This is a genomic window from Longitalea arenae, from assembly GCF_016924755.1.
GTDB classification, from domain to species: Bacteria; Bacteroidota; Bacteroidia; order Chitinophagales; family Chitinophagaceae; genus Niastella; species Niastella arenae.
In genome coordinates this window covers 24,407-50,812 of the sequence record NZ_JAFFJX010000025.1, presented here as the reverse complement: position 1 = coordinate 50,812, position 26,406 = coordinate 24,407, and the positions used below count along the sequence as shown (strand labels likewise).

The window sequence follows — 26,406 nt, the reverse complement described above, 5'->3', positions numbered from 1 at the left end:
ATGGTTATTTAAGATTGATGATCTATGTTACTGTTGATCGTTTTTACTAACTAGCAGCACCTTATAGCCAGCTTTTACCGTCACTTTCACCAGGCGTACTTTTCGGCTTAAAAGGTTTTTCGCCGCAGAAATACCAGCCTTGGCCGCCTGAACACCAATATTGGGATTCAAGCTGGCCATTTCAAGGCCCTGCATGCTGTTATCTACAGATTGATTGGCCACGTCCCGGATAATGCTACCGGGTACGTATACGCCGGCCATGCCATCTATGTCGTGTACCTCCAGTGCGGTGGGAAAAACGGATTGCCGGTAGCGAATAGAGTTGATGGTTATTTCCAGCCTTTCGCCATTGAGGGCGGCGCTACCATATACAAAATTGTCTTTAGGTATCAGTGTGCCCGCAATATAGATGTCGTTCAGCAGCCTGAATTTTACAACTGAACCGTTCACCAGGGTCTGCGTTTCATGCACAACCGCTTCAATGGCGTTGTTGGAATGCTGAGCAGCGTCAGGCTCAGTGACACCATGAAAACCGGACGGCCGAGGCTGCTTCTTTTTATCGCCTGTATCTTTTATTCCAAACCGGGACACCTTTTTGCTATCGTCATACCGGCTAACGGAGAACACCGTTTTTTTCTGCTGTAGCGACTTTTCCTTGAGTCGCTCCCTCACCCTGTCGGGGTGTTGTATATCCATTACTTTATCGAGCATTCCCTCGATACGCTCCATTTCCGGATCGTCCTGCGGGCGATCCTTCATCATATTCATCATCGCCTCCAGCCGGTCCACATCACCGGAAATAGGCGTCGTTTCTTTCAAGTAATCAGCACTCGGGGGAGGCGCGCTACGCTGCGGCTTGTCGATCTGGCTCTGGATCATCGAGAGCCGTTCCATAATTTTTTCCTCGCTGGGATCTTTGTACCCTGGCCCATGCTCCGGGGAAGGATTAAGGCCGGTGGTATACTTCGAGGGATATCGGGCCATCATACCCGCCAGCTCGTTGGTATCCCTGCGCGCCGTTCCCTGGTTGGGTAATTGATAGTAAGGGTCGTTTTTAATGGCGTCCACTGCCTTCTGCTCATCTTGCTGCGCCTTTTCATAGAAGCTTAACTTATCTTCCCGGCCTCTCTCCTTGATATTGGCTGAAGGAAGGTTCAGGTTGAGGCCATTTGACTTTTGAGCAACAGCTCCCGTAGGCTTTCCCTCGCCCCCACCCATGGCCCAGAACGCCATTGTGATAAACGGCACCACCAGAACAGGCAGCATCAACAGGAACTTTTTTTGATTCTGTAATTTTTTAGATCGCACATTGTTTTCCATACTCACATTCATTTTTGTTGTAATAAATACAGTTCTTCAAGCATACCGACCGTGTCCATCAGGCCGGGCCTGGCCCTCAGTATGCTGTCATAAAGGGATTTGCCGTTTACGGAGCTTTTCAGACTATCCATATAGCGTTTGAAGTTCCAGACCTCTTTCATATCTTCCTCGGTTACCAGCATACGTGGATGCAAGTTTTCATCCCCGGTTTTATTTGCATGTTCGGGAACAGAAATGGCCTGTGGCTTCAGCGATGAATCTGGTTTTGACGGATGCCAAAAGGGTTTGACCACTAAATACAGGCTCATACCGCCAAACACCAGGCATACAGCAAGCAGGAAAAGCTTTTTGGCGGTGACAGAGAGTCCTTCAGTTTTATAATTGAGATAGCCAGCGAGCTTTTTTTGCCTTTCAGCTACATAATTATTAATACCACTTGTAATCCTGCCTGACAAACGACCATCAGACGATCCATTTTCCTGCTTCTTTTTCCGATTCCACCACATAGCTACCGGTTTTCAGTTTTTAAATCCCTGTTTTCGAGGGTTTTCCAGCGCTCTATTAAAAACCCATGCGGGTTGTGATCGCTTCGCGCTACGCTACGCAGGTATCCTTCCGTTACCAGGCTGCGGGTAACGATCGTAGATGGACGGATAATCTTCTGCTCGGCGTAACACTGGAAGTAGACGGGATACTTATTCATATCCACCATAACACTGTCAATCGTTATCTCCTGGCTGATATTACCCGAAATCAGGTTACTGTAATAGCTGTTTTCTTTCAGGTTGTCATACTGGATTTTTGCCGACTGATCGGCGAGGTATAGTGCTTTTGTAATATTTGTCTGGATCACTTGCTCGTCCGGGTCGAGGGAGAAGAAGTAGTGATGAAACATCCGTACATGGTCACGCGCCTCCACCGGTATATTCTCCCTACGGTCAGAAGCCACAGCCTCCAGCACTTTGCCGTTCGCCAAAATATAGATGCGCTGGTTGGCCTTCTCCAAAACCTTTTCGCTTGTGTACAGCGAATAGCCGGCGATGCACACACATGCAAGTATCAGAAAAATGGAGAACAACCTGATATGCCGAAAGGCACTATCGATATTTTTTAACTGCTTAAACATCCTTCACACATTTTTCAATCCTTTCAATAATTTATCTGCCCGTAAGCCGGCTTACCAGGCTACTTCCCATACCTACTGTCGCCTGCCCGGCGGCGATCAATTTATTACCCAGGGCATTGCCACCACCACCTGCCTGTATGATATAGTTGGCAACCGTAGGCACTGAGAAATAACCGACAATTCCGATGACCATAAATACCATATATGCCGTATCCGTTGCACCAAAGGACGTATCGCCGTTCTGGTATACCTGCTTGATGTCGATCTTCAACATGTTTTCCTGGATCTTGCCGATAATTGCCCCGAATATATTGGCGACGGGTAACCACATATAAGAATTAATGTACCGGGCAAGCCAGGCCCTCAACGTATGTTGGAAACCATCGAAGACACTAAGGCCAAATACCAGCGGCCCGAGGATCGCAAGGAGGATCATATAGAATGTTCGGATCGTGTTAATACAAAGTGAAGCGGCTTCAAAAAGAATTTGTAAGACAGTACTTAACCACTCCTTTATGGAGTTACGCAAGTTATACATAACCTTTTCGGAATAGAAGGCGATACGGTTACCGATATCACCAAGCCAGCTCTGGTCTTCTTTGGGGGTGTATTTGTACCATTTGTCATAGTCGCCACTACCATTCGGCCCCGCATACATTTTCCATGCCTCGGTTCCCTTTATAGCTGCTTCCTTCATTTTCAGTAATTCGGCCACCGCTTTGTTCGAGTTCTCCACCATTGCACTGGTACCCGACACCGTGGGTTCCATTACAAACCGAATCATGTCAATGACCATAGTGAAATTTAAAATTGCAAAGCCGATAACAAAGGGCCTCAGCAACGGGTAAAAGTCTATGGGCTCTGCACGGGCAATATGTCCCCATACTCGATACGCTATATACCAGGTGGCCGCAAACCCGGCTATGCCCCTGCCGACGTCACGGAGCTCCCTGCAAAGCGGGTACATCTCCTTATATAGATCCGCCAGTACCTGATGCAGGCTTTTTATCTCTCCGGCCATAGCTCCCTGAGCAAACGTTAAGGCAGGTGTAATAAGCATTACTATAAGACACAGCAATGCCTGTATAAATGTTTTATTCATATACTTGATGATTTAGGCGTTCTCTTCCTCAAGTCCCAGCCCTGCTGGCAACTCATTTTATCCCCGATATAATTCGTGACATTTCCACTTCACTTTTTTCTTTGGCCCGCTGCTTACTCATTAGGTAGGCAATACTGTTGAAATGCCTGAGAAATCCCAACTGATCTTCGATGTCTTCAAAAATCGAGTCAATCGCTCTGATCCGCTCGTGATCCGACATCCGAAGTTTGCCGGCGGTAATTACCATCAGCAGATCATCGAGGTTATCGACACTGCGGTCAAATAGATTTTTGTACACTCTGGACATGTATTCGATTTCAGCAGTCGTGAAATTCTTGTCGTCTTTAAAATGTTTGTACGCGGCCTCATACTCCTTGACAATACGGATCTGATACTGGATAATATCCGCAACGCGCTTGTATTTCTGCACCGCAGGACTGACGCCCAGGAGATTCTGAAGGAACAGGTCATGTATACTGAAGTTGCCCTCGGAAATATTTTTAATCGTATTATAGCCTTTACTGACAATTTCGTAACCATCGTACATTTTTTGTAGTATACTCTTTAACTGGGCCAGCTTTTCAACATTCAACAGCAGTTGCTGAATTTCAAACTCCTGGGCAGCCAGGCGTGTTGGGTGCGCCAACAAGAATAATCCTAAACCACACAGATACACGCTCAACTTTTTCATACACTGCACATTTATTCAAAGCCATATAATTTTTTTAGCAGGAAGGACTCCCGGGCAGCCTGTGCGCGCTGATAAGCCAGGACGCCGGCCTCGCGGCAAAAGGAAGAAGTAAAGGATAGCTGATCCTTTGTATCCGCGTAAATCCGGTCAATAAACGCTATACGTTCATCATCCTTCATTTCGATTTCACCGGATGTTAAAACCCTTGTAAGATCACCCAGGTTTTGCAGAGAGGCCGATTTGATGTTCTGATATACAGCGGACATATACTGGCGCTCAGTTGTCGAAAAATGGCCGCTTTCAGCGGAGAACTTCAGAAACTCATTAAGATGCCGGACGATCGTTGCCTGATCAGAAAGGATAACGGCGATCCTGGAATAATTTCTTATCGCAGGGTTTACAGACCGTAAAGAACTAAAATACCCCTTGTGTAAATTGAAATCTCCTTGTTTTATGTCCCCGATTAACCGGGTGCCGTCCCTTACGATGGTATACCCTTTTTCCAAATAATCGGTATACACTTTTAATGCAGCAATCTGATTGAGCAGGTATCTGATCTGCGTTCTTCTCTGGCGAAACCACTCGTTCCAGGTTTGCCCATATACCACCTGCATACTTACTGTAAGGGTAAGCACCCACACCAACTTTTTCATTTTTATATGCTTTTACATTATCACAATATCTCGCTGCACCGCATATGTAACCAGGATGGTTATTGGAGACCATACAGCTTTTTCACTACCTCTATCTCACCTTTAGCCGTGGCCCGCTGGAGACTTACAAACTTATTTTGTTCATTGTATTGATCCAGGTCGCGTTTATGAATAGCAAGATTTTCCGCTGCCCTGTTGATGATCTCCATTCGTTTGGCGTCGGTCATTTGGGTTGCAAACGAATTGATCACGAGGTACACCTGATCTATATTTTTAAGGCTGGATTCCAGAATCGCCGAATACATTTGGTACATCCGGTCGATTTCCTCAGGTGTAAAGTTTTTATCCTGCCGGAACAATGCATAGGCTGTTTTGTAATTTGTTATAATCTGCCCCTGCATTTGAATGATCTCTTTTATCTTATGATAAGTGATCAAAGCATTTTTTACACGCCACAGTTCGTCAAAATAATTATCGTATAAATCTTTTTGTTTTTGGACCCAATCACTGATCTCATCCAATTTTAACTTCGACATGGTATTCTCCACCGTTTTTTGTGCGTTCTGCAGCCAGATCGTCGCATTTTGCAGCCGTTGAATCTGCAAGTCCATTGCTTTGATTGCCTTTACCACGGCCGCTTTTATTACTTCCAGGATCGGGTCTTGAGCCCTACTTTGAATTGGGATCACCATTGTCAACCCACACAAGATCACAACACACAATTTCCTGTTCATATCATTCAATTTTTTTAAATTCCATTTTTCCCATTTTTAAAAGGCGGTTCTTTACATCAAATGCAATGACACTTCCCGTATTGGTACTACTATATAAGGTTTTATCGCTGTCGCGGTAAGTGCAGGTCCAGGTCTCTGTTTCATATTTATCTGGTTGCTTTTTGCCTTCCCTGATACGGGCGATACGTGTAGACCGGTCAACGTGGGAATGTTTCACTGCCAGCCTGCGTCTGTTTTTCTATATGAAGTGTATCATTGCCACCGACACTTGTATTCTCATATATCTGCTTGTTGCATGAACGAACATATGTACCGGGAATAAAACCTTTAACGGCATTGTCACTGGTAGTGCTGCCACATGCGGTAAGAAATGGGATAATCGCGAGACTAAGAGTTATGTCTTTCATTTTAAAAAGGTGTTTGATTTCTAAAAAAAGGCCAGATTCTTTATCCACATTGGTGCACGAAAAAGACACATTATTTTTCGCTCTGTGAGGCTACATATTCAATGGCCTTCCGGTAGTCGCCCCCGAACTTTTCCACGGCCTCGAGCACTCGCAGTTTTTCTTTTTGGTCCGACGTGTAAGTAAAATATTCTTGTCGCGATACCTCCAGCCGGTACACCTTGGAATATGAGCTGCCCAACCCCACCCACAGTTCTTTATACCGCCGGCCTGGTTCCGGGGATTTATTCAGGCTTAAGATCTCGGCCTTTTGTTTTTCAGTGATACCGAGCATCTGTTGGATGAGGTCAAACTTGTTCTGGTACTTGGATTGGTCCAGCAGAATTTTTACATCGGCGTTATTAATGATAGCCTGCTTGATAATATCGGAACTGATAATGTCTTCGATCTCCTGGGTTACCAGGCCCACCGACCCTGCGAACTTACGGACCGTCTTAAATAAATATTTAATATATTCAGCCATGCCTTCACGCGCGATGGCCTTCCAGGCTTCTTCAATAACGATCATTTTCCGCACTCCCTTCAGCTTTCGCATTTTTTCAATGAACGTTTGCATAATCGTTATGGTCACGACCGGAAACAAAATCGGGTGATCTTTAATGTTATCCAGTTCAAAGACCAGGAACTTCTGGTCTAACAGATCCAGGTTTTCGGTGGCATTGAGCAAAAAATCGAACTCTCCACCCTTGTAGTATGGCCGCAACACGTACAAAAAGTTCGTAACATCAAAGTCCTTTTCCTTCACTTGTTCTGCCTTGAGCACATCAATATAGTCCGATTGCAGAAACTCATAAAACGTATCAAAGCAGGGAAACAAATCCGGGCGCTCTTTTAGCCGGTTGTAATAAAGTTGCAGGGCGTTGGACAGGGCCACATATTCGCTCCTGTTAAAGTTTTCATCACTTCGTTTCCAAAGGGCTAGTAACAAGGTCTTGATAGATTCTTTTTTTTCGGTATCCAGCGTTTCGCCTGCTTTAATGAAAAAGGGATTGAATTTGATCGGGTTGTGTTCATCATAGGTGAAGTAATACCCCTTCATCAACCCGCAGGTGATATTATAGGAATGCCCCACATCGACGATCAGCACATGGGTACCCTGCTCACAGTAGGAACGGACAATATGGTTGGTCAGAAAGGATTTACCGCCACCCGACCCAGACAGACAAAAAAGATTACGATTGGACGTTAGCCCCCGTTCCATTGGCTCCTGCCAAAGATCGGTATGTACGGGCCTGCCTGTCAGCCGGTCTCCAAACCGAAGGCCAAAAGGGCTGATGGAGCTGCGGTAGTTTGTCTCCAGGTTTAAAAAACAGCAGGCCTGTTCCGCAAACGTGTCAAATGTGTCGTTCAAGGGAAAATCACCACCATTACCTGGGATGCCCGCCCAATGGATCTGCGGCGCACCATCCACTTCGTGTTTGGGGACAGCGTCCATCTGGGCTAAGGCACTTGACACCAGGTTTTTAAGATCCTTCAGCCGTTCTTTTTCCTCTGTCCAGACCAGTACGTTAAAGTGTGCCCGTACCGGTAAGCGCTGCTGGCTGATGGCCTCATTTAAAAAATCGTTTGTAGCGTCACGCGCAATCGCGTTCTCACGCGAATAAGCGGACAAGGACTGCAGCCTAAGCCGTTTGCTTTCCAACTGCTTCATAGTTTTCTGCGGATCCTCGATAAAAATGAACTGGTTGTACAGGTGGTTACAGGGTAACAACTGACCCAGCACCGAAGCAAAGCCGACACTGAACTTCGTGCGCTCCGTCGAAAACTTGTCATAATTGATCCTGGAACCGCAGTGCGACGGAAGATCAGCAGCGTCCGCGAGTGTATACAGCTGGCAATACTTATCGCCCACCCGAATACCATCCTGAAAGTTGATATCGTTTAAATAAACGCCCTCGCCACCCGGTTGCAGGTTCATATACCGCTCAATCAGACCGGCGTGATCATCGGTACCGGCCAGTTCATCGCTCGTCAACCGGCGTAAGGATATAAAACCGCTATCCTCGAGAATTCGGCAGAACTGGCTGGCGGCATCAAAAAATTCTTGCAGCACTTTTGGCTTAACCGACTCCTGCGGCACAATAGAGCTGCGAATTAAATTCGACAGTAACGAACTACCAGCTTTGCGGCCCTGCGGCTTTTTTGTCAGCATGATGTAACAACTGTGGTTCAGGAAAGGCCGATCCATGAAAAACCGCTCACTGCTCCTTGCCAAAAAACTCCCCTCGGTCTCAAAATCGGCCTTCACCCTGTCCTCACAGAACCAGTCCTGCTTGTGAAACACACACTGCCTGGGCAAGACTTTGATTGCCTTGATAAACGTCTGGTGCAGGGTCTCATACTCCTGATCGCTCAAAGTGAAGAGTTCAGGAAGTGTCACCTCAAATGCTACCGTCACATCACCCTGCTTCGATACCACACAATCCTTCTCTATACCCAGTATGGGCATGATTTCCTTCAGCTTTTTTTCCATAACTCGCGGTGTTCAATCACACTGCTGTGGGCAGAACTGATTATTTTTTTAATCCTGTAAATTCCTTTCTCGAATAGCTTTTAACAGTGGCGGGAATGCTCCGCTTCGCCATATTTCTCAGCATTCCGTACTCACCATACTTATTACTTAGTTTGTAGACATATGATACTACACAGGCGCCAAGCGCTAAAATGATTCCCAAACAGATGAATGTATTAACACCACAAATAAAAAGGATGGCAAACAGAACCAGGAGCGCTAACAGGGCACCACCCAGGTACCATATATATTGGGCCTTCAGCCCTTTAAACTGTACGGGTTTGTTAATGCCCTTATTGATCTGGTATACGCTGGTTTGCATAAAGTATCTGTTTTAAGTTTGCATACGCGCTTCTGATCTTCGCTTACGTTCTTTTTAGTCTTTGCTGGGATGGTTGCGGCAGCACCCTCAGCAATGCCTGCTCCTGCTTGGATGGTTTTATCCCCATCAGTGCATGTTTGCGGATCATCACATGCACTGCCCGCAGATTTAGATCCTGTATGTCATCAGCAGACTGAATAAAAGTGAGCAACCTCCTTGTCATTTTTCAACCGGGAAAATGTAATGCTATACTTTGGATTGTTAGCAGCAATGAACTTTTTGCCTTCAATGTCATACAGGTACCGGGCGACTTTTTATCTTCACCACCTGTAGCTTGTTTTTCATACCACTGTTTATTGGATTCCGAAAAAGCTCTTAATCACAGTGGCCACGACTACCAGGAATACACAGCTACCAAACCATGCAGCGGCTACACGTCCCGTGTCCGGGTCACCACTGTTCCACTTTTGAAAAACTTTAACGGCTCCGATGAGCCCGACAACAGCGCCACAGGCATACATCAGATTGGTTCCCGCAGCATAATAGCTGCGCACCTTTGTATTGGCTTCGTTAATACCTGAAACCCCATCCTGCGCATAGATCGATGCGCTGACAAGTAGTAGCGCCACTGTAGACGCCGAGGCATAAACGATCCTCCTTTTGCTTTTTAAGCAATTCTTTACTCGGATTTTCATAACTCACTTGCTTATTTAGATTTGATTAATAATCATCCGTACACACTGGGCAACTCTGGTGAACCAACCGGGTTCCCCCTTGACGGGGGACCGGTGGCTCCACTTCCCGAGATCTTACCCCATCCATACACGCTGAATCTCCTCATCACTCAGATCAACAGCACAGTGATTTTCTGTTTCAATTCTTATGAATTCGTCAATGTAACTTCTGTAGTCTGTCTCTAAAAACTCTTTATACTCGCGTACAATCATCTGAAGACCCATAATTATTTCCTCCTTGATAAAGGATTTGCCGGCGATATCTTGTAGGAACCCGAGCAGTTCACCGGTGAGATCTTTTAATCGGTTTTCCGTTTGTGCCTGATTACTTAGCTTTGCAACGGGCTTTCCGGCCTGGGCAGCCGCTGGTACAGAAGAGGGCGACTGTGATTGGGTCCTGGTTGGCGCCAGCTTTTTAATTGCAGGTTTATTTAACAACCCGTTTTTGTATAACAGGAGAAAAACAATCGCATAATACACCGCAACCACTGCTATCACCGCCGTCCAATAGTCTGTCCAGGAGAATTTCTGTAACATCGTTTTTAAGTTTTGTTCGTGAATCGCTTTGGTAGATCAAAGAAACGACAAGAAATAAGGGCTTTTCACACCTAGTGCTCCTAGGAGCCCTTTTAAATCATTGAATATGATAGAGAAGTATTTTTAAAAAGACACTCGTTACCATGTGTAACGTAGCAACAGATCCGGATCAGGGAATTTTTCTGACAACTTTTACCATTTCCATGAGCAGATCGGTGACCTTGCGTTTGGTAGATTCTTCGACCGTATAGTACTTGCCGTGAAAGTTGGCGGGCGAAATGGATTCACTCCTTTGGGAAGTGTAATGTGCGGAAATGGAACGGAACAGTTCCTGGATGGGTACCAAAAGATGGCGCCAGCAAGATCAGGGAATTTTTCTGACCACCTTTACCATTTCCATCAGCAGATGGGTGACCTTACGTTTGGTAGATTCTTCGACTGTATAGTATTTGCCCGTGAAAGTTGGCAGGGGAAATGGATTCGCTCCTTTGATAAGTGTAATCTCCCGAAATGGAACGGAACTGTTCCTGGAGTGGTACCAAAAGATGGCGCTAGCAAGATCAGGGAATTTTTCTGACCACCTTTACCATTTCCATCAGCAGATCGGTGACCTTACGTTTGGTAGATTCTTCGACCGTATAGTACTTGCCGTGAAAGTTGGCCGGCGAAATGGATTCACTCCTTTGGGAAGTGTAATGTGCGGAAACGGAGCGGAACAGTTCCTGAAGATTTGTATTGGTGATAATACCCGATTCCTTGAACACCCGGGTTAAAAGTGCCAGAACAGGTACGGACACAGAAGTATTGATTTTTGGGACGGTATCTGCTGCTGTGGCGCTTTCCTTTTTTTGGTCAGTTTCACCGTATAAAAGCTCCTGCTCTGCCCAGGTTAATAGATACTCCCGGACGGCAGGTTGATGGGCATACAAACCGACTTGCTGCTGTATGGGAAGTTGAAAAAGGTATTTTTGAAATTGCTTTAACCAGTCCCTTTTTTCTTGTCCTGTTTGAAGGGAAGATAGTTTTTCAGAATAAGAAGCAAAACAATATTTTAAAAAGGATGACGAATTGAAATTTTTTACTATGCAATAATCAATTAGCCGGGAATGAAAACGTACAGGTATATTATCTGTAATGGCATCTACCGTGCCCTTCAGAAAGTCATTCAGGTAGGAATAATGCTTAAAGCTTAGTTGTCCAGCACAAATGTTTTTAATCTCGGCCAAGACCTGCTGACCTTCTTTGGCATTCTCCCCTAACTCGGCCAAGGTTTTCTTGATCTGGGGTTCAAGCAGCTGGAGATCTTGACGGAGTATATTTATATGGCTCTCGGGCGCGAAAGCAGCCTGGTCAATATACTTATGAAAATAGACATGAACAAACTCAAGGGTGGCCTCCAGATCAGTAATAACAATCTTGTATAATTTCTCAAATTCTGGCCGGTTTTCGCATTGGCTTAGATAGCCGTAAACTTGATTTATTAAAAAAGTAAGAAGTGATTGGTATCCAGTCATGATCACTTCCATCTCTGACTCTTTCCTCAGGCTAATCGCTTCGGCTATCAGACCGTTTATAAAATCTTCCCGAGCTTGAGCTGATTTTTTCAGGTAGAAAGAAAAATCTACGCTTTCAGCCATTTGAACAAACAAATGCGCTGGTGAGATCTCATTTCGGATAAAGTTTAGCCATATTTCTGCTTTCCTCTCCATAGATTCTGTTGCCCATTCAATATATAACCCAAGCAAAAGACAAGTAAAAGAATACGCCTACATATAAGTTTAGCCGTGAATCATTTTGTGACGGTCTATAGTTAGCAATCACAGTGTACAGTGAAAAAAAGCCTCTAGAATAGTTTACAAACAACGCCTATCCGTTTATCTAAAAACAGAACCAGTTAATCAGGTAACCAATTAAAACTATTATAGAAGGCTTGAATCCCGCAAGTGGATTCATCTACCTGAAAATAGAAAGATTGCTATAGTAATGGATAATAGCTTTCTTCAGATAGTAACTTTACAATTCAAAAGTAATTTTAAAGGACTTGCGGTCAGCTTGACATTTATCAAGATTTTTTACGAATACGACTTAAGGTTTCTTCGGTAACCCCCAAAAACGAAGCAATATATCGCATAGGCACCCTGGTGACGAGTTCTGGAAACGTACTTATAAACCAATCAAATCGGTCTTTCGTTGTCGTTACTTTTTGCAACTGAAAGGTATGTTCTTCCTTCAACATATAATACCTTTCAAGTTGTGAACGAATAATATAGTTTAACTCCAGGTAGTTACTATATGCTGTTTGCAATTCCTGGTAGGTCAGATAAACAAGCTCACACGGTTCCATAGCCTCTATAGTCTCATAACTTATTTTTTGTGTAAAAAAGCTCCCGACGCTTATTGCCAGCTTTCCTTCCTGTAAGAACCAGGAAGTAATCTTTCTGTCGTTTTCTGGATAGTAGCAATGAAGCAGGCCCGAGCACAAAAATGATCCGATTGTACATATATGGCCTTTCTTAACCAAAAGTTCCCCTTTCTTTAACTTACGAGATTTCAAATTGGTTGAGAGGTAATCTTGCAATCCGCTGCTCATTGGATATATAGAATCAAAAAGGTTGAATAAGGCTTCCATGGAATGTCTTCAAGTTAAAAAACGATCTGTTAAAACTTACTAATCGTAAATTACCAGTTATGATAATTTCATTAAAATAAACATATACTAACGGTAATATAAAGTTGAAATATTATTATGGAATTCCTAAATTACAGAGGGGCTTCAGAAATTCCTATCATATAACATTTATTAATTATTCGAAGTGCTTATTTATGATGAGTGCTCAGATGAAAAACATAGCCGTTGACATTAAAGTGGCGATTATTTCCTAAGAGAGGAGACTATATGTTTAAGTCCATCGTATAATAGAATGCTGTTCAAAGTAAAAAAGAACCCGGTAATTAAGAATGTCCGCTGCAAGTTGGCTGTAGAGCGCCTTTGATGGTATGAACGACACACGTGGCCCTGCATGCCTTAAAAGTAAGGCTTGCAGTTTCAAAAACCCTTCCTTTTTACCAGGGAAACAGAGAAGCATCCATGTACCTTTATTAGAAATCCTCGATCAGCAAGTATTCTTACCAGGTTAAAAGAAAAAAAGCCGTCGGCGCATACTTTCATAACTAAGGGGAATGTAATTCTGCTATGAACCGGTTGTACGACAATTGAAAGCATAAATCTTACTTATTGGGGCAACGGCTATTAAGAGTAGATTCCGCTTCATGCATAATACAAGTTTCTAAGGCGCAGGGTGGCCATTTACGTTGAATGCCTAGTTATATTCAATCAAACCCTTCAGAAAAAAACTCTTTTGGAGTAATTCCTAAACCATCGATTATCTTCAAAAGTGTTCTCATCCGAATATCATCAAATGCCCCTGATTCATAGTTAGACATACCGGTACGAGAAATCTCAATATCGTACGCAAATGTTTCATAAGACTGAAACCCTTTTTCCTTCCTAAGTGTCTTAATTCTCTTTCCGAGCTTTTTTAGAAAAGCCTCATGGTCAAAGTGACCTAGCTGTGCTTTCTTTCGAACTGGCTTTTTTGCTTTACTCATGAGTGCAAATAAAATAATAGGCGCATCAAAATCAACCTATTATAATGTGCACATTAAAATATGTACATTATAATGTACATTCAACATGTTTTTTTATTAATTTGCATTGGAAAATATTAGAAGTACTTCCTAGAGGTACTTACTTACGAGTCTCGTCAGACGAATCCTCACAAATTCACAGAACGCGGGAGTAAGTAAAGTGCCCAATCCCTATATTGCACTATAGGGTTGGGCTTACTTATGCGTTTGCGTTCTGGCCACCGAAAGGTGGTGGGCCTTGTGAGGGCCCGTCTGGCAAATGGCAGGGTAGGTTCCAACCCTTTAGTTTATTGGCCCGTTTAAATCCGCTATTAAGGAACTCCCTTCCATTTCGGCTCGTCAATAATCTTTAAATATCAAAAAATCGTAACATGACCGAGCCATTAACCAATTCCACCAATCTTACAAGTTTTCTTGGTAAAACTTACAACTACCACCCACAATGGTACAACCAACCATTACGTCTCTCAAAAGAGCAAAAGAAAGATCCGTTACCAGTTCTAGATGACTTTTTCCAATGTTACCATTTAAATGAGGTACGCCAAACTTTATGGGAGTGGCTGACGGATATCCTTTCCAGTCAGCGCAGCATATCAATTGAACCACTAGACCGTAATAATCACATCTACTTTTATGAAAAATTAGAGGGAATTGTAGAGGCTGCCTATGTGATAAAAAGAAAAATTCACAAACAGCGACAGCGAAAAGAAAAAAGGCGATTAAAGATCATTGAAAAGTATAATCAACAACGGCTTGAAAGTGGGCTAAAGCATGCAACTATAGCTCAGCTTAAGCCTGAGACCGAAACTTGGAAGACGGCCGAACAGTTTAATAAACGGAAACAACTTAACGAATTTGCAGATGAAAACCCAATGTATGTAATTACTGAAATATTTAAAAGTGCCCCCCTGTCAGTTTTTAAAGATCAAATTAAGGATTGGCGATACCTTGCCGTAGCCGCCACAGGCTGCACGATATATGAGAAAGTTGAGCAAATTGGTCAGTTGGCAACCTTCATTGATGAACTACTGGAACTAACCGAGGCGCTGTTTATCGTTTGTATGAACACTGAAAACTCGGTATTGACCGAGCGTTTAACGGAAAATGATAAACCAACGTTACTTAGCCAGGATCAAATTGCCAACCCCATGAAAGTCGTGGCCGGCTTTTATGAAAAGTATCCATTGGAATACATTATTCGGGAATTAGACGACTGCCTAGAGGCTTCTCTTTGCTTTAGTGGCAGCTCTCCGGAAAATATGGGCAAACTGGACGCTTTAAATACATATCGCACTGTATTATGCCTTATAAAATCAGCGCACCGGCTTATGTACCCCAAAACGGCATAATATGTTACGAGGCGACATTATAATGATCGGTAGCCGACTACGGGAATTCAGATCGAAAACAAATATTAAAATGCCTGCGATTGCCGCATCAACCGGTATTACCAAGGGAACTTTATATAAATGGGAAAAAGGAACCCGCCCAAGCAATCTGGAAGAATATTCCAAGCTAAAGTGGTACCTGGATGCGATGGAAAACAAGCTGGAGATTGAAAGACTTGACCAGGAAGACAAAAAACCGGCCACCCTCAGGCTTCCGTTAAAAAGCGGAAAACCTGCAAGCCCTCAAGTTGATGGTAAAGCTGCAGCTGGTACCATCGTTATCACCGATAATGAACCCGAGCTAATTGTTGACAGAATCACTGCTCCATTCCTTGGTCCAGCAGAAGGCGTAGTCGAAGTAGTAGGCCAAAGTATGGAACCTACATACATTAATGGCTGCAGGATAGTTATATCCCGGCTCAAAGATTACAGAAATCTTCACTGGGGCCTATACTATTACATTATTGATACTAACTGGCATGCAATTGTCAGGCGCGTTTACGAGGCAGGCAACCAGAACAGTTTAAGGTTGGTTGCGGACAATCCCGACCAGCTAAGATATCCGCCCATTGAAATAAGCATGGATCAGATTGAAGCTATTTTTAAAGTGAACGCAGCAATAATTAAATACTAAAACATAACCTATCCATTTATGAAACTTAATCAAAAAGCACTTAGAGCTATAAACAATCCAGTCACTCGCCGGCGGCTAATGGATGTGCTGGGTTGTACAGAATTTACTATTTCCCGGTATATTCAAAAAAACAGCGATAATCTTACAAAAGCAGCCGCTCTACAAGTGATCCGGGAAGTGACCGGATTATCAGATCCCGAAATTCTGGAACAACCACCAAAAACTGTATAATCGTTAAAGGCAAGCCACTGTTTTCATAAAGCTACTAATCAGTACCATTATACCATGAAGCCCCGATGTTTCTACATTGGGGCTTTAAATTCATGTACCAATTTTCCTTTAATAAAATATTCACATGGCAGAAGAGGGATTGGGTAATAGGTTGCTTATGAATTAACTGACCAATGTTGAGCTACTAACTGGACAAAATCTACCAAAGGCCGACAAGCCCATTTGGTTTAATTCAATCCATTAATCTGGATCAAACAGAAGGTATTGAATCTCCCGAGATTGAAGAAGCTATTTGTCCTTGTTGGTGTACTCACACATATAACACGAGAAGGCAAAAAATATGGCTAACAACGATTCACAGGTAACTTTTGCCAACCTATGGTTGTCAAATCCGTCAAATTGTGGCACCGATGTTTCCAACCGCGTTTCGGGCTACTCGCCTCTACTGTCCCCCCAAAAAAGCAACGCATTCCCAAGGTGTACACGGCTTTGCCGTCTCACCTAAATACCCCATCACCGCTATTACCGATATTGCGGTGAAGCATACCAGATCGCAAGCAGAATGTTTTGGAAAGTATTGCAATGAGCAATTCAGATATGCTCAGTAATGTCGTTGCAACGATTGTGCGGAGCAATGCAGGATTGCTAAATAGAGCTCCTTGCTTCTCGATTCCTCGCATCATATGCATACATATCATCACAGTATCTTCGTCGTATGTAGCGGGGAGATCTCTTAAAGCAGCACTCAGTCAGATAAATGACATAGGAAGGGCTTCGATGGTGATACGAATACCTACCCTTTTTAACTGCGGTCTTAAAGGAGATTGCTATGCTACTTAACTTTTCTGAATTTAATTTCAACAGCAGGCTGGGTTGATGCATTGCGAATGACAAGTGAAGTATCCCCAACAATGAAATATTGAACGTTTGTAGTGTCTCGATATATAGCTTGCGAGATACTATCTTTCTTATAAAATATAAATGACAATAAATTGTTTTTTATCTGAACGTTTCCCGCTGTATCAACGCTGATTCCCAGGTTGGCCGGATCATACCGGTATGCGCCGGTGTTTTGAATAGATGTTCCTAAATCTTCCATAAATTCCCACCATACAGTCAAGCGATTACCATCCGGAATTATTTCCCAATTACCACTTCCGCTTTTCATTTCCGCTTCTTCCCAAACCTCTATATGAGAAAAAGTTGGCGGGTCAACAATCGGTGGTTCTTGAAGGCCGTCTTTTCCACAAGACGACAAGAATATCAGAACCATGGAGAAAAGTGCAACGGTTTGCGTAATTCTTAATTTCATAATCTGAAAGATTTTTCTAATATAAGTATCGCCGGTCCCAAGCACATTTCAAAAATAAACTACTTTCCAGGCATCCGCCAATTTATTTGTAATTCTAAGATACGTCGACGGCCTTGTGGCCAGTTCAACTTATTTTATTTAATGAAACACATATTAATATCGACGGAGGATAAGACCGTTTATGTTTCTCTGATCAGAAAAAATTTATATTATTGCGGTACACTTTCACCGGCTATACTTTCACATAGATTTCCGGATTGAGCGCGATTTACAAAATCACAAACTAATGTATAATCTGTTACCACAAAATATCCTCAGTAAGTATGCTATTACATACAGCGAGTTGGTCTACCAAAACATTACAATTTTTAAAAATAAAGACGGAAAATGGGGTGTGATCGCGGAGACGGCAGGTGGCAGTTTTGATATCCTACTTAAGCCTATTTACCATTCCGTTGGCTTTAACCGTGCACTGAATTATATTGAAGGGGTTAAATATGAAAACACCCCCCCGCAGGAGCGGTATTACTTTTTTGATATTAGCGGCAAACTGAAAGGAAAGTCTAAACGAGGCACGACAATAACAATTGACTCTTTTGGCAACTTGCTGATAATAAAAAGTGATTTTATCGGTGCATTGGACCAAAGGTTTAGAGTGATTATACCTCCATCCTATGAGTTCTTACATGGCCTGCGCCGCAACATCTTCAAGGCCAAACGCAACGGGTTATTCGGGATTATAGATATCAATGAAAACGTACTACTCGACTTCCAATATAAGAACATCTTATCAAGCATCAAAGATTCAGGTACAATAGTACAGAACCTGTCGAACGATTATTTTTCTTTTAATCTTGATACCCTACAATTAAAGCCCTTGAATGTCGATAGGATATTGCTAGCCACCAGCAATACATACCAAGCGCCCTCTTTCGAAAGCCCGCTTTTGTACAAGGCTATCATACACTGCCAGGAAACGGAGTTCGACTGGTACGATAACGACATGAGCCAGTATACCGGTTTGTGGGGTATCCTTCGCACCGATGGGAGTACAATGTTACCTATAGAATATGCCTATGTAGATCCTTTCCGCAATCCGAATTTTTTCAAAGTTGCCAGGGGCCGCTTTAGTTTCGAATACAATGTCGAGCAGAACAGGTTATCAGCCAAAGGCGTCAAATGGGGTGTGGTGGACTGCAACAACAATGTCATTGTTCCTATAGAATACGACTGGATAGAGGAAGTTGAGGACACAGTTTGGGTAGTGAATCAGGGAGGAACTGTATTTTTCAGTAATGAAGACCATAAAGGACGCTGGGTGGTGAAAGGTGGTAAGTTAGGTGTCTACAATATGAGCAGATTGGTGACCCCGATAGTATACGATGCCATCAGGACCAACTGGTATCGCATTAAGGATTTTATTTTTATCCAGAAGGGTAGAGCCTCTTTTAACGAACAATACGAATATGATGTATATACCTTGCATGGTGAGAAAATTGAGGAAAACAAACCTTTGCCTAAACATCATACATACTATAAAGGGGCCTGAATAGATCTAAGAGCTAAAAGGGTGCAGTTTATCACTGCGGAGATATGCCCCCGGCTGTGCCGCAAGCTGACGCAAAGATTTTGTCGGCTATTTGTATAAGCCCTCCCTGTGAGGCTTCGTCGAACTCGTTGGAGAGTAAGATGATGCCCGTCTTTGTATCGGGATAGACAACGCAATAACTTGAGAAGCCGAACGTACCGCCCGTATGCCATAACTTATCGAACTTATTGTTCACCCTGTTTATTCGCCAGAAAAAGCCAATGGCTGTACTGTCGGTATACCTTTGCGTGGGCATATGCGATAACGCAACCACTTTGTTTTCTTCCTGCAATTGCAATTTGATGTATCGTACCATATCGGAGGTAGAAGAACACAGGCCGCCGGATGCCTTCATCAGCGCAGGCATATACGGCATAATATTCCCTTTGGCATCATGTCCTTTCGCAAGCCAGGTATTCGGTGAACGGATGAAAGCGGGTGATTGTTTCATAGACAGCGGATCGGAAATATATCGTTTGACCAGCTCCTCAAAACGCGTGTTATATACCCTTTCCAGAATAAAACCCAGGGTCTGCGCCGCCGTATTGGAATAACGGTAATTGAAGCCGGGGATCGTATCAAGTGTTACATGATGCAGATCTCTAAGGAAAAGCGCTTTGGTATAAGCGGCATGTAATTTGGCGAGGAGGAAAGCAACGGAGTCTTTAGCATGCTGAAAAAGGTCAGGCCTATGCGGCAAAAACGGGGGCAGGCCGGACGTGTGATTCACAAGATGCCCGATTTTTATGGGCTGCCCCTGATACGACAGATTCGGATAACGTCCATGCAGGTATTGCCCGATGTCATTATCCAGTTTTATTTTTCTGTCGATTATTGCATGGGCAAGCAGCAAACCGGTAAAGGTTTTTGAAACAGATCCTATTTCATAGATTGTTTCATTGGTTGGAAGTTTACGGGTTCCCTTCTCCAATGTGCCATAGTTGTAAAAATAACTATTGCCGTTGTTTACAATACCTATCGACAAGCCTACACGTGATGTATCCTGCATAAAAGGCAATACGGCGTTTTGAACGATCGTATCCATCCAATCACGTAAAGGGTTATCGGTAGGTACTGCTCGCTGTGATTGGGCAAAAAAAACGGTCACTACAAATAAGGTGGCCAGCATTATTTTTTTCATACCGGTTCTTTTGAGGCTTCCTTTCTTTAAAGTTAATCCCAAACTATCTGGTTATATCGGAGCCATTACAAATTATTTATATTCAACTAAAACAGCTCTGCCAGTCTACCACAGTCTTCGCGCAGTTGGCGTTCGGTACTGGCTGTTTGTATAGGCGCTGCCCTATCCATCATCGTGTTAATATTGCATCCTTCTCACACCAGTTATCTTGTTGTGCATAAAATAGATTTTGAAATATCCATAATTATCTACCCATGCTTCACTAATGATCTCAAAGTCCAGCGAATATTCGATGTAATATTCAATCGTCTCAAGCGGGGGCTCCAGCCAGACTGCGCTCAGATCAAAGTCAGTCATCATGTTGTTTTCCTCCTCTTTATAAAAGCCCGACTCCTGTACAAACAGCCGGATCATTTTTTTTGCACGTTCAACCGACCCATCCAAGGATTGTTCAATAAGCGCTCTCGTTTTGAGCATGTTTTCGGCACGGCCGCGTTCGCCGTGTGTTTCTGGATCAGTTTCGGCAAATCTCACGGGTATTCCGGTTCCTTTGTACTGGATCCTTGATTCCCACAGTTTTAAATCATCGTCAAATGTGAAGTCTGTCATTTAACAGTTTTATTGATTTCGATTAACAACGACTAAAATAACATCCTACAAGCACCTTCGCAAATATATGGGTAAGCACGAAACTGATTTGTCTTTAAACTGCTCATATTTGTTTTGTGTTGCTCCGTCGTCTTCCATTTTTTCATAAATTCCCAACGTTCCATTACCAAGCTTTTCGGTCTTCAGTACATTTAAAGTCGTCAAGCAACACGTATAGCCATTTTTGGATTTAAAGAAGTTTCTTAGATAGAAGAAATCTCCGACACTTTACAACATTGCATCCATATAAAATCAAATAATAATGTGAGGTATATGATTTGGATGGCAGGCCAGCGACCGTCACCGAGCTGCCAGAGGCCATAAATCAGGCAGGTAATTGCAAGGAGTTTCGGCATGTAACCCCCTCCTTCGTAGAATGGATAAATCGCCTTAACGCTTATTGGAGCGATCTTTATGACAAAAAAATTGCACTTCAAAAAATGCTAAATTCTAAGTCTGACCAGCTTTAAAATAATCGGAAGTATAAAGGAATGTGGTTCCCCTCACTTTTTTGAAATTCTGTAGAAACGGTTCATGCGGCGTCGAATTTGATGCTGATCAGACGGGCGTTGTCATCTCTTTTAAACAATGCCTGGAAGCTGCCGTTCAGCATAATATGATGAATAAGGAAGGCAGGACGGGTAGCTTGAATATTTTTTAGATTCATTACACTTAATCCGGTAACCATGTATTACTATAGTGAACAAGACATATTTGACAGAAATATGGGAGCGTTTAGATGTGTTGCCCGATTACTGGTGAAAACCTTGTTATATTCCCCGACGCTGCTCACCGGTTATATTCTGGCCACCTTTGTATGACAAACAGCAAGAACCGGCGTCCGGGGCCATGTTCCATATGCAGCCTTAAGAGTTCGAGTCATTACTTCAGCGAGTCACGTTGGTTCATAGCCATCTTAAACACTTCGTCAAGCGAGGCACTAACGACCAGGAGCTTGGTTTCCAATATCGCCTCCTTACCAGGGGCCAACGATGCCTGGGGGTCCACGTGCTGACAGGTCAGCTCCGGATTGCTCCAAACATTGCCTGTGTTACGGGTAAAGCTCCCAATCACCCAGCGACCGTCCTGGGAAAGCGTGGCAATGAAAGGCGCATCAACTGCCCGCGACTTGTTGTAGTACGTAATGCCTTCGCGACGCTCAATTTTCTGCGACGGTATGGGCCAGGTGTACGAAGCAAGATATCGTGCCGGCAACCATTGACTGAGCGGTATCGTCAGTCGGTCCGGTGTTTCGGATGCGAGCAGATCGAAGCCATCTGCATGATGGACGTAGGTCCGCTCCAGCCGGATGTCATGGAAATCTGCGGTAAGCCGTGGATCGATCGGAGCCCAGATGAGATCGTAAGTCACTTTGGACTGGTTATGAAGCCTGAAGTGAAAGCGAACACCATCTTCCTGGAGAGTGGCTCTGGCCAGCATATGCACTTTACCCGGAAAATTTCTCTCATACTCCAGAATTCGCCCAGACTGGCGCCATTGCGGCCGCTCACCGTATCGCCCAGGCCGCCACATATAGATCTGATTTGCATCAGTATTCCCACGAGGTCGTATCGTAAGGTGCTCTGGAAAGATGATCTCGAGCGTCCGATCCGAGGCAGGACGACCTGGCAAGACAATTCGCAGCGTCGGTTGCGTGTTTTCTTCCACCACCCTGAGCTGCATACCCATGCTGTTGCGAACGCTTTTGAAAGACACCGGCGTCTCTCGTTGAAATACCTGAAGAGATGCTAATATCCCCAAAGGGAGAGCTATCACAATAATAAAAATGGAGCTTCTTCCGGGCATAATTTTGTAACACGAGTGTTCATACAATTTAGACATTTTAAACATAACGACCGGTTAAATGAAGGCGACACTCGCCTAAGTAATACTAGTTGGCTCATCAAATATTGGAGTCTTTTATAATTTGAATCATATTAGCATGCCCTCCATAATAAATCTTGCGCCTGTCATCATCATTTCGTCTTCTGCATCATGTTCGTTGCAATTTTTGACTGCGCACAAGCACTTAAAAAGGAGTTGACAGTACAGCAATTCGTTCGAAAATTTCAAACCCAAATGCCCAAGGGTTATTATGCGGATGTGGAAGCATTATACTGGTATGTGGATTTTGAATACCTGTTTGTCGTTAAGAAAGGTAGACGCTGGGAATTTGACGCGTTACACAATATGGCACCATCAAAGAAAAAATATATCACTTTTTTTGGTGACGATAAAACAGTACATAGCGATGTGCTTGAAATCGTCGAAAAGGCGTTATTTAAAAGCGCACTTAAGGCCCAAAAGTAAGCTGTGGCTTCCCAACAGCCACCACTGAAAGCTGCCGACATATCGGTCGGCAGCTTAGTCATTTTAAACACACGGTCAATATTTTATGCCAGGCGATTTCATACCGCTTGCTGCCTTGGCTTCGTCTCACACAACAACTTTGTAAGATCCAAAGATCTAACTGCACATAATGATCATATTGAAGCAGTTTAAAAAATGTATCTGGTATTAAGAATAGGGAAAGAAAACCAATCAGGTAAAAAAAGCAGGCAATTCATTTGCTTAATGGAGTTAAACGTTGATCACGGTCATTAACCAAGAGAAAATTAAATTCTAATTTCATGGTTAATATCTGATAGGAATATTAAGGATTACGACGGGGCTGGATGTCTATCCGGCCCCTTCTAATTTGGCTGCAGTTATAACCCAGGTGAAATTAATTATTTGTGTTTGCTAGATTTAAACGCCTTATAAAATGAACATGTTATAAAGGGAACATGAAGGATGAGAAAGATGATTTCCATATTACCGAAATTGCAAAACACCAAATTCTCCAGTGACGGTTTTCAATTGAAGTCAACATAAAATTAGCCTTAGACAACTTTAATTGATGGGTTTATTTGACGTTCAACACGATTTATTGGAATCATCCGCAAAAGGTCCTGCACAAGAAATTCCCGCACACTTAACCGGTCGTATAATTCCCTCATTATATATTCGTCTGATAAATGAAGGAACAATGATTATAAACTGCATTATGATCTTCGATCTGAGATATGGAATGGTGCACAAGTTGCTAGCCCGCGGGATTATAAAAAAGTTTTCTGAAATTTTTACGTGGTTACCACCTGCTGGGCCACTGACTTAAAACAGACAAGCGTCGGATGGCTAAGATTGTTAGCGATCCGACGAATGTCCAGAAAGTAGAATTAATCCGATTATCTGACTTTATAAAGTATGATCCAGAGGAATTAGGCCTTATGATTTTGAAAGAGTTTAAAGAAAAAAAGCGAGGTTGAAAGCAATTAAAGTCTCTATTAGATTAGCTGCTTTGCCATACGATAAATCTCTAACATAGCAATACCTCCAGGATCCTGATAACATTTCTTTACATTCCACATACCATTGTCTTGTTGAACCTCTACTAATAGAGTTTTATGCCAACAAACAGCCCTAAAATAATATCTTTTGTGCGCAAAGTCTTTAATTTCATACATCAGTGTTGGCCGTTCAATTGTAGTAGCTACATAAAATTTTAACAAGTCAGTTTCTTGAGCCCTTTCATCAAATAAAGAATCGCTAAAAAAAACGAGTGAGTTAAATGGGTCTTGCGCGTGTTGCAAAATCATAGGTAATAGTTATTTGATTAAACAGTATAAGGGCGTTCAACTACTGCTTTGCTTTCATTCATAAAAAGCAAAGCAGCCCCTAAGGTTACTGCCTCCTAATCAAATTACCTTAACCGAGTTTAGCAAAAATACAAATACCAATTAGAGAAAATCGTAATTTTTGATAATTTGGTAAATTATTTCTGGTGAGTATATGCGAGATCTTTGGGAAACTTTCCAATATATAGACAAGATGTCCTTTAGTTTTTTTGGCGCAATTAAGCAATAGTTGCAGGTTTTGTAAGGAAATATGATGCTCCAAGACGCTTTGCTTCTTCTTGATCTGTTTGGGTATCCGACGTAGTGTATATGACTATCGGGAGATCTGCAATCCTCAACATTTTTCGAATTGCTAAAAGACATTGCCGGCCAGTCATCCGGGGCATATTCCAGTCTAAAAACAAAACATCAGGGACAGCGTCTTTGTCCTTTCTAAGCTTTTCAATAGCCGATTCGCTATCTCTATCAAAAACGAACTGTACTGGAGAATCGAATTCTTCGAGGGCAGTGCCGAAAAAGATACAGTCATCTTCGTCATCATCAATAAGCAGAATACGTCTTGCAGTCTTCATTATAATTGGTTTGGAAAATTTAGTCAGCACCGAGTCGATACTGGCACTAAGTTCTTAGCCCGTCTACAAATCTGCCTAATATAATTGATCTTAAACAACTATTAAATACAAATCAGCTGTTAATGAGGTATTAAGTGTTAAATATAAAATATTAATATTTTTAAAATGTTCGAAATTGAGCGAAAAGACTTTTATGTAGAAGATCTGCTTTATTATTTTTTTTCATAAATTCATGTAATTCGGAGTACTACAAGGTTTACGGCTTTAGATTGGTGGAGCCTCAGCCTCCGGCAGAGGCTTTTTATATTCTTTGTGAACTGAGGCTGTTATCAATTGCAGACCTGACTATTATTAAAAAGGTTAATGTTTCTGCAAATTAAGTAGTTTAGGAATGCGCAGTCAAGGCTCTTGGTGTATTGAATACACCAAGAGCCTCTTTTTATTAGGCATTTCATTTTGTCATTAATAAAGCCGCGACAAAATTTTTCCGAAGTTACATGCCCTGTACATATATTTCTTTCTAGGTCATTATCTAAGTTAAGAGGAATATTACAGTTTTAGTCCACACCAATTGTAAAGTGTAAAGGTTACACGTATCGAAAATAGAGTTAGGTTCATTTAATTTAAGTATTATAAAATTCACAGGAACGCCTAAATATTCCTTGCCTTTTATAACCGGACATAACCCGTGTTACTTTGTATTGTCCCTATCGCTTTTGAAATTACAATTTAAACATATGGTCTTTAAACCCGTCAACAGAATTCTGCAATTAATATTAAAATGTAATATTGTACATTCTTGTACAGGAATCTATGTATTATTATTGATTACCTATTTTATTTTCCGAGCATATTAACCATAATTTCTAACTTGTAACAAAGGTTAATGGTTAATTGAATTGATTAGTGTAACCTCCCTTAGGGGAGGTTTTTTATTTTTGTGAAGCCACTAAATATATTAAAGTATGTTGTTCCAACGATCTACTAGGTACATACTCAGATACCTTCTGTAAATATATACTTGTCCGTATAAACCCCATCGAAGCTCTTCCCTCCCCCGCCCTCAACAGCCTATGATGTCTTTGTTTTGATAAGAAAAATATAGGCGTCATTATTTTAATCTGCCACACATATTATTCAGCCCTTGATTTATCCATCGCATATTTACAGACAAAATCTAATCTACTGAAGCTTTTTTAATAATCTGCCTGCTGGTGACCAGATTAATCAACGCAAGGCATATAGGTACCATTGTACTATTTAGGCACATAGTGCTGGAACTGAAAAGCCAGCCAGTTCGTGTGTAACGACAAAATAAAAGCAGCCTTACGGCCTGCTTGTATCCATGATAAGAAAGTCTCTAAAAACGGTT

General features: G+C 42.5%; 26 protein-coding genes. 5 read left to right on the top strand and 21 right to left on the bottom strand.

The genetic code is table 11. From position 1 onward, the window contains the following. Nucleotides 1-27: 27 nt before the first annotated feature. The 15 genes from traM to JT717_RS26680 form a co-directional block, all read right to left on the bottom strand. Nucleotides 28-1,320: a conjugative transposon protein TraM gene (gene traM, locus JT717_RS26750; RefSeq protein WP_205514345.1), complete on the bottom strand. Its 1,293-nt coding sequence runs from the start codon at nucleotides 1,318-1,320 to the stop codon at nucleotides 28-30. Between the two features lie 8 nt (nucleotides 1,321-1,328). Next, on the bottom strand, nucleotides 1,329-1,826 hold the full coding sequence (locus JT717_RS26745) for a hypothetical protein (protein ID WP_205514344.1): 498 nt from the start codon (nucleotides 1,824-1,826) through the stop codon (nucleotides 1,329-1,331). Nucleotides 1,827-1,828: 2 nt separating this feature from the next. Continuing rightward, entirely contained in the window at nucleotides 1,829-2,446 is a 618-nt protein-coding gene (gene traK, locus JT717_RS26740; RefSeq protein ID WP_205514343.1) for a conjugative transposon protein TraK, read from the bottom strand. A gap of 31 nt (nucleotides 2,447-2,477) precedes the next feature. After that, on the bottom strand, nucleotides 2,478-3,548 hold the full coding sequence (gene traJ / locus JT717_RS26735) for a conjugative transposon protein TraJ (protein ID WP_205514342.1): 1,071 nt from the start codon (nucleotides 3,546-3,548) through the stop codon (nucleotides 2,478-2,480). Between the two features lie 52 nt (nucleotides 3,549-3,600). After that, nucleotides 3,601-4,239 (bottom strand): TerB family tellurite resistance protein, encoded by a 639-nt coding sequence (locus JT717_RS26730; protein WP_205514340.1) that lies wholly within the window; start codon nucleotides 4,237-4,239, stop codon nucleotides 3,601-3,603. 11 nt (nucleotides 4,240-4,250) lie between these two features. Further along, entirely contained in the window at nucleotides 4,251-4,892 is a 642-nt protein-coding gene (locus JT717_RS26725; RefSeq protein WP_205514338.1) for a hypothetical protein, read from the bottom strand. Between the two features lie 59 nt (nucleotides 4,893-4,951). Continuing rightward, on the bottom strand, nucleotides 4,952-5,626 hold the full coding sequence (locus tag JT717_RS26720) for a conjugal transfer protein TraI (protein ID WP_205514336.1): 675 nt from the start codon (nucleotides 5,624-5,626) through the stop codon (nucleotides 4,952-4,954). Nucleotide 5,627: 1 nt separating this feature from the next. Continuing rightward, complete coding sequence (locus JT717_RS26715) at nucleotides 5,628-5,843, bottom strand: hypothetical protein (protein ID WP_205514335.1); 216 nt, start codon at nucleotides 5,841-5,843, stop codon at nucleotides 5,628-5,630. A 260-nt stretch (nucleotides 5,844-6,103) separates the two neighbouring features. Then, complete coding sequence (locus JT717_RS26710) at nucleotides 6,104-8,563, bottom strand: TraG family conjugative transposon ATPase (RefSeq protein WP_205514326.1); 2,460 nt, start codon at nucleotides 8,561-8,563, stop codon at nucleotides 6,104-6,106. 40 nt (nucleotides 8,564-8,603) lie between these two features. Next, nucleotides 8,604-8,924, bottom strand: coding sequence for a DUF4133 domain-containing protein (locus tag JT717_RS26705; RefSeq protein ID WP_205514324.1), 321 nt, complete (start codon nucleotides 8,922-8,924; stop codon nucleotides 8,604-8,606). A 353-nt stretch (nucleotides 8,925-9,277) separates the two neighbouring features. Then, nucleotides 9,278-9,619, bottom strand: coding sequence for a DUF4134 domain-containing protein (locus JT717_RS26700; RefSeq protein ID WP_205514323.1), 342 nt, complete (start codon nucleotides 9,617-9,619; stop codon nucleotides 9,278-9,280). A gap of 114 nt (nucleotides 9,620-9,733) precedes the next feature. After that, complete coding sequence (locus JT717_RS26695; RefSeq protein ID WP_205514322.1) at nucleotides 9,734-10,195, bottom strand: hypothetical protein; 462 nt, start codon at nucleotides 10,193-10,195, stop codon at nucleotides 9,734-9,736. Between the two features lie 560 nt (nucleotides 10,196-10,755). Continuing rightward, the gene (locus JT717_RS26690; RefSeq protein ID WP_205514321.1) at nucleotides 10,756-11,904 is read right to left on the bottom strand and encodes a hypothetical protein; all 1,149 of its coding nucleotides are present in this window, start codon (nucleotides 11,902-11,904) and stop codon (nucleotides 10,756-10,758) included. Nucleotides 11,905-12,257: 353 nt separating this feature from the next. Next, nucleotides 12,258-12,824: a Crp/Fnr family transcriptional regulator gene (locus JT717_RS26685; protein WP_205514320.1), complete on the bottom strand. Its 567-nt coding sequence runs from the start codon at nucleotides 12,822-12,824 to the stop codon at nucleotides 12,258-12,260. A 701-nt stretch (nucleotides 12,825-13,525) separates the two neighbouring features. Then, on the bottom strand, nucleotides 13,526-13,804 hold the full coding sequence (locus tag JT717_RS26680) for a helix-turn-helix domain-containing protein (RefSeq protein ID WP_205514319.1): 279 nt from the start codon (nucleotides 13,802-13,804) through the stop codon (nucleotides 13,526-13,528). A 410-nt stretch (nucleotides 13,805-14,214) separates the two neighbouring features. Here JT717_RS26680 and JT717_RS26675 point away from each other — a divergent pair, with 410 nt between their 5' ends. The 3 genes from JT717_RS26675 (at nucleotide 14,215) to JT717_RS26665 (ending at nucleotide 16,096) form a co-directional block, all read left to right on the top strand. Then, nucleotides 14,215-15,192: a hypothetical protein gene (locus JT717_RS26675; protein ID WP_205514318.1), complete on the top strand. Its 978-nt coding sequence runs from the start codon at nucleotides 14,215-14,217 to the stop codon at nucleotides 15,190-15,192. Nucleotides 15,193-15,262: 70 nt separating this feature from the next. Further along, nucleotides 15,263-15,865 (top strand): S24 family peptidase, encoded by a 603-nt coding sequence (locus JT717_RS26670; protein WP_205514317.1) that lies wholly within the window; start codon nucleotides 15,263-15,265, stop codon nucleotides 15,863-15,865. An 18-nt stretch (nucleotides 15,866-15,883) separates the two neighbouring features. Next, complete coding sequence (locus JT717_RS26665; RefSeq protein WP_205514316.1) at nucleotides 15,884-16,096, top strand: hypothetical protein; 213 nt, start codon at nucleotides 15,884-15,886, stop codon at nucleotides 16,094-16,096. Between the two features lie 832 nt (nucleotides 16,097-16,928). Here JT717_RS26665 and JT717_RS26660 read toward each other — a convergent pair. Then, on the bottom strand, nucleotides 16,929-17,408 hold the full coding sequence (locus tag JT717_RS26660; RefSeq protein WP_205514314.1) for a hypothetical protein: 480 nt from the start codon (nucleotides 17,406-17,408) through the stop codon (nucleotides 16,929-16,931). Between the two features lie 286 nt (nucleotides 17,409-17,694). On the opposite strand from JT717_RS26660, the gene JT717_RS26655 reads away from it, so the two are divergent. Then, a complete protein-coding gene (locus tag JT717_RS26655; RefSeq protein WP_205514313.1) occupies nucleotides 17,695-18,957 on the top strand; it encodes a WG repeat-containing protein in 1,263 nt (420 codons plus the stop codon). Nucleotides 18,958-18,988: 31 nt separating this feature from the next. Here the strand turns inward: JT717_RS26655 and JT717_RS26650 are convergent, their stop codons facing one another. The 3 genes from JT717_RS26650 to JT717_RS26640 all read right to left on the bottom strand — a co-directional run bounded on the left by JT717_RS26650 (nucleotide 18,989) and on the right by JT717_RS26640 (nucleotide 22,636). Beyond that, entirely contained in the window at nucleotides 18,989-20,137 is a 1,149-nt protein-coding gene (locus JT717_RS26650; protein ID WP_205514311.1) for a serine hydrolase domain-containing protein, read from the bottom strand. Nucleotides 20,138-20,314: 177 nt separating this feature from the next. Then, nucleotides 20,315-20,746 carry a hypothetical protein gene (locus JT717_RS26645; RefSeq protein WP_205514309.1) on the bottom strand — a complete coding sequence of 144 codons (432 nt, stop codon included), beginning with the start codon at nucleotides 20,744-20,746 and terminating at the stop codon, nucleotides 20,315-20,317. Between the two features lie 921 nt (nucleotides 20,747-21,667). Continuing rightward, a complete protein-coding gene (locus JT717_RS26640) occupies nucleotides 21,668-22,636 on the bottom strand; it encodes a hypothetical protein (RefSeq protein WP_205514308.1) in 969 nt (322 codons plus the stop codon). 144 nt (nucleotides 22,637-22,780) lie between these two features. On the opposite strand from JT717_RS26640, the gene JT717_RS26635 reads away from it, so the two are divergent. Then, nucleotides 22,781-23,095, top strand: a complete 315-nt coding sequence (locus JT717_RS26635) for a hypothetical protein (protein WP_205514307.1) — start codon at nucleotides 22,781-22,783, stop codon at nucleotides 23,093-23,095. A 1,016-nt stretch (nucleotides 23,096-24,111) separates the two neighbouring features. On the opposite strand, the gene JT717_RS26630 is transcribed toward JT717_RS26635, so the two are convergent. Next, nucleotides 24,112-24,423, bottom strand: a complete 312-nt coding sequence (locus JT717_RS26630; protein WP_205514306.1) for a hypothetical protein — start codon at nucleotides 24,421-24,423, stop codon at nucleotides 24,112-24,114. Between the two features lie 257 nt (nucleotides 24,424-24,680). Next, nucleotides 24,681-25,034: a response regulator gene (locus JT717_RS26625; protein ID WP_205514305.1), complete on the bottom strand. Its 354-nt coding sequence runs from the start codon at nucleotides 25,032-25,034 to the stop codon at nucleotides 24,681-24,683. Nucleotides 25,035-26,406: the final 1,372 nt, after the last annotated feature.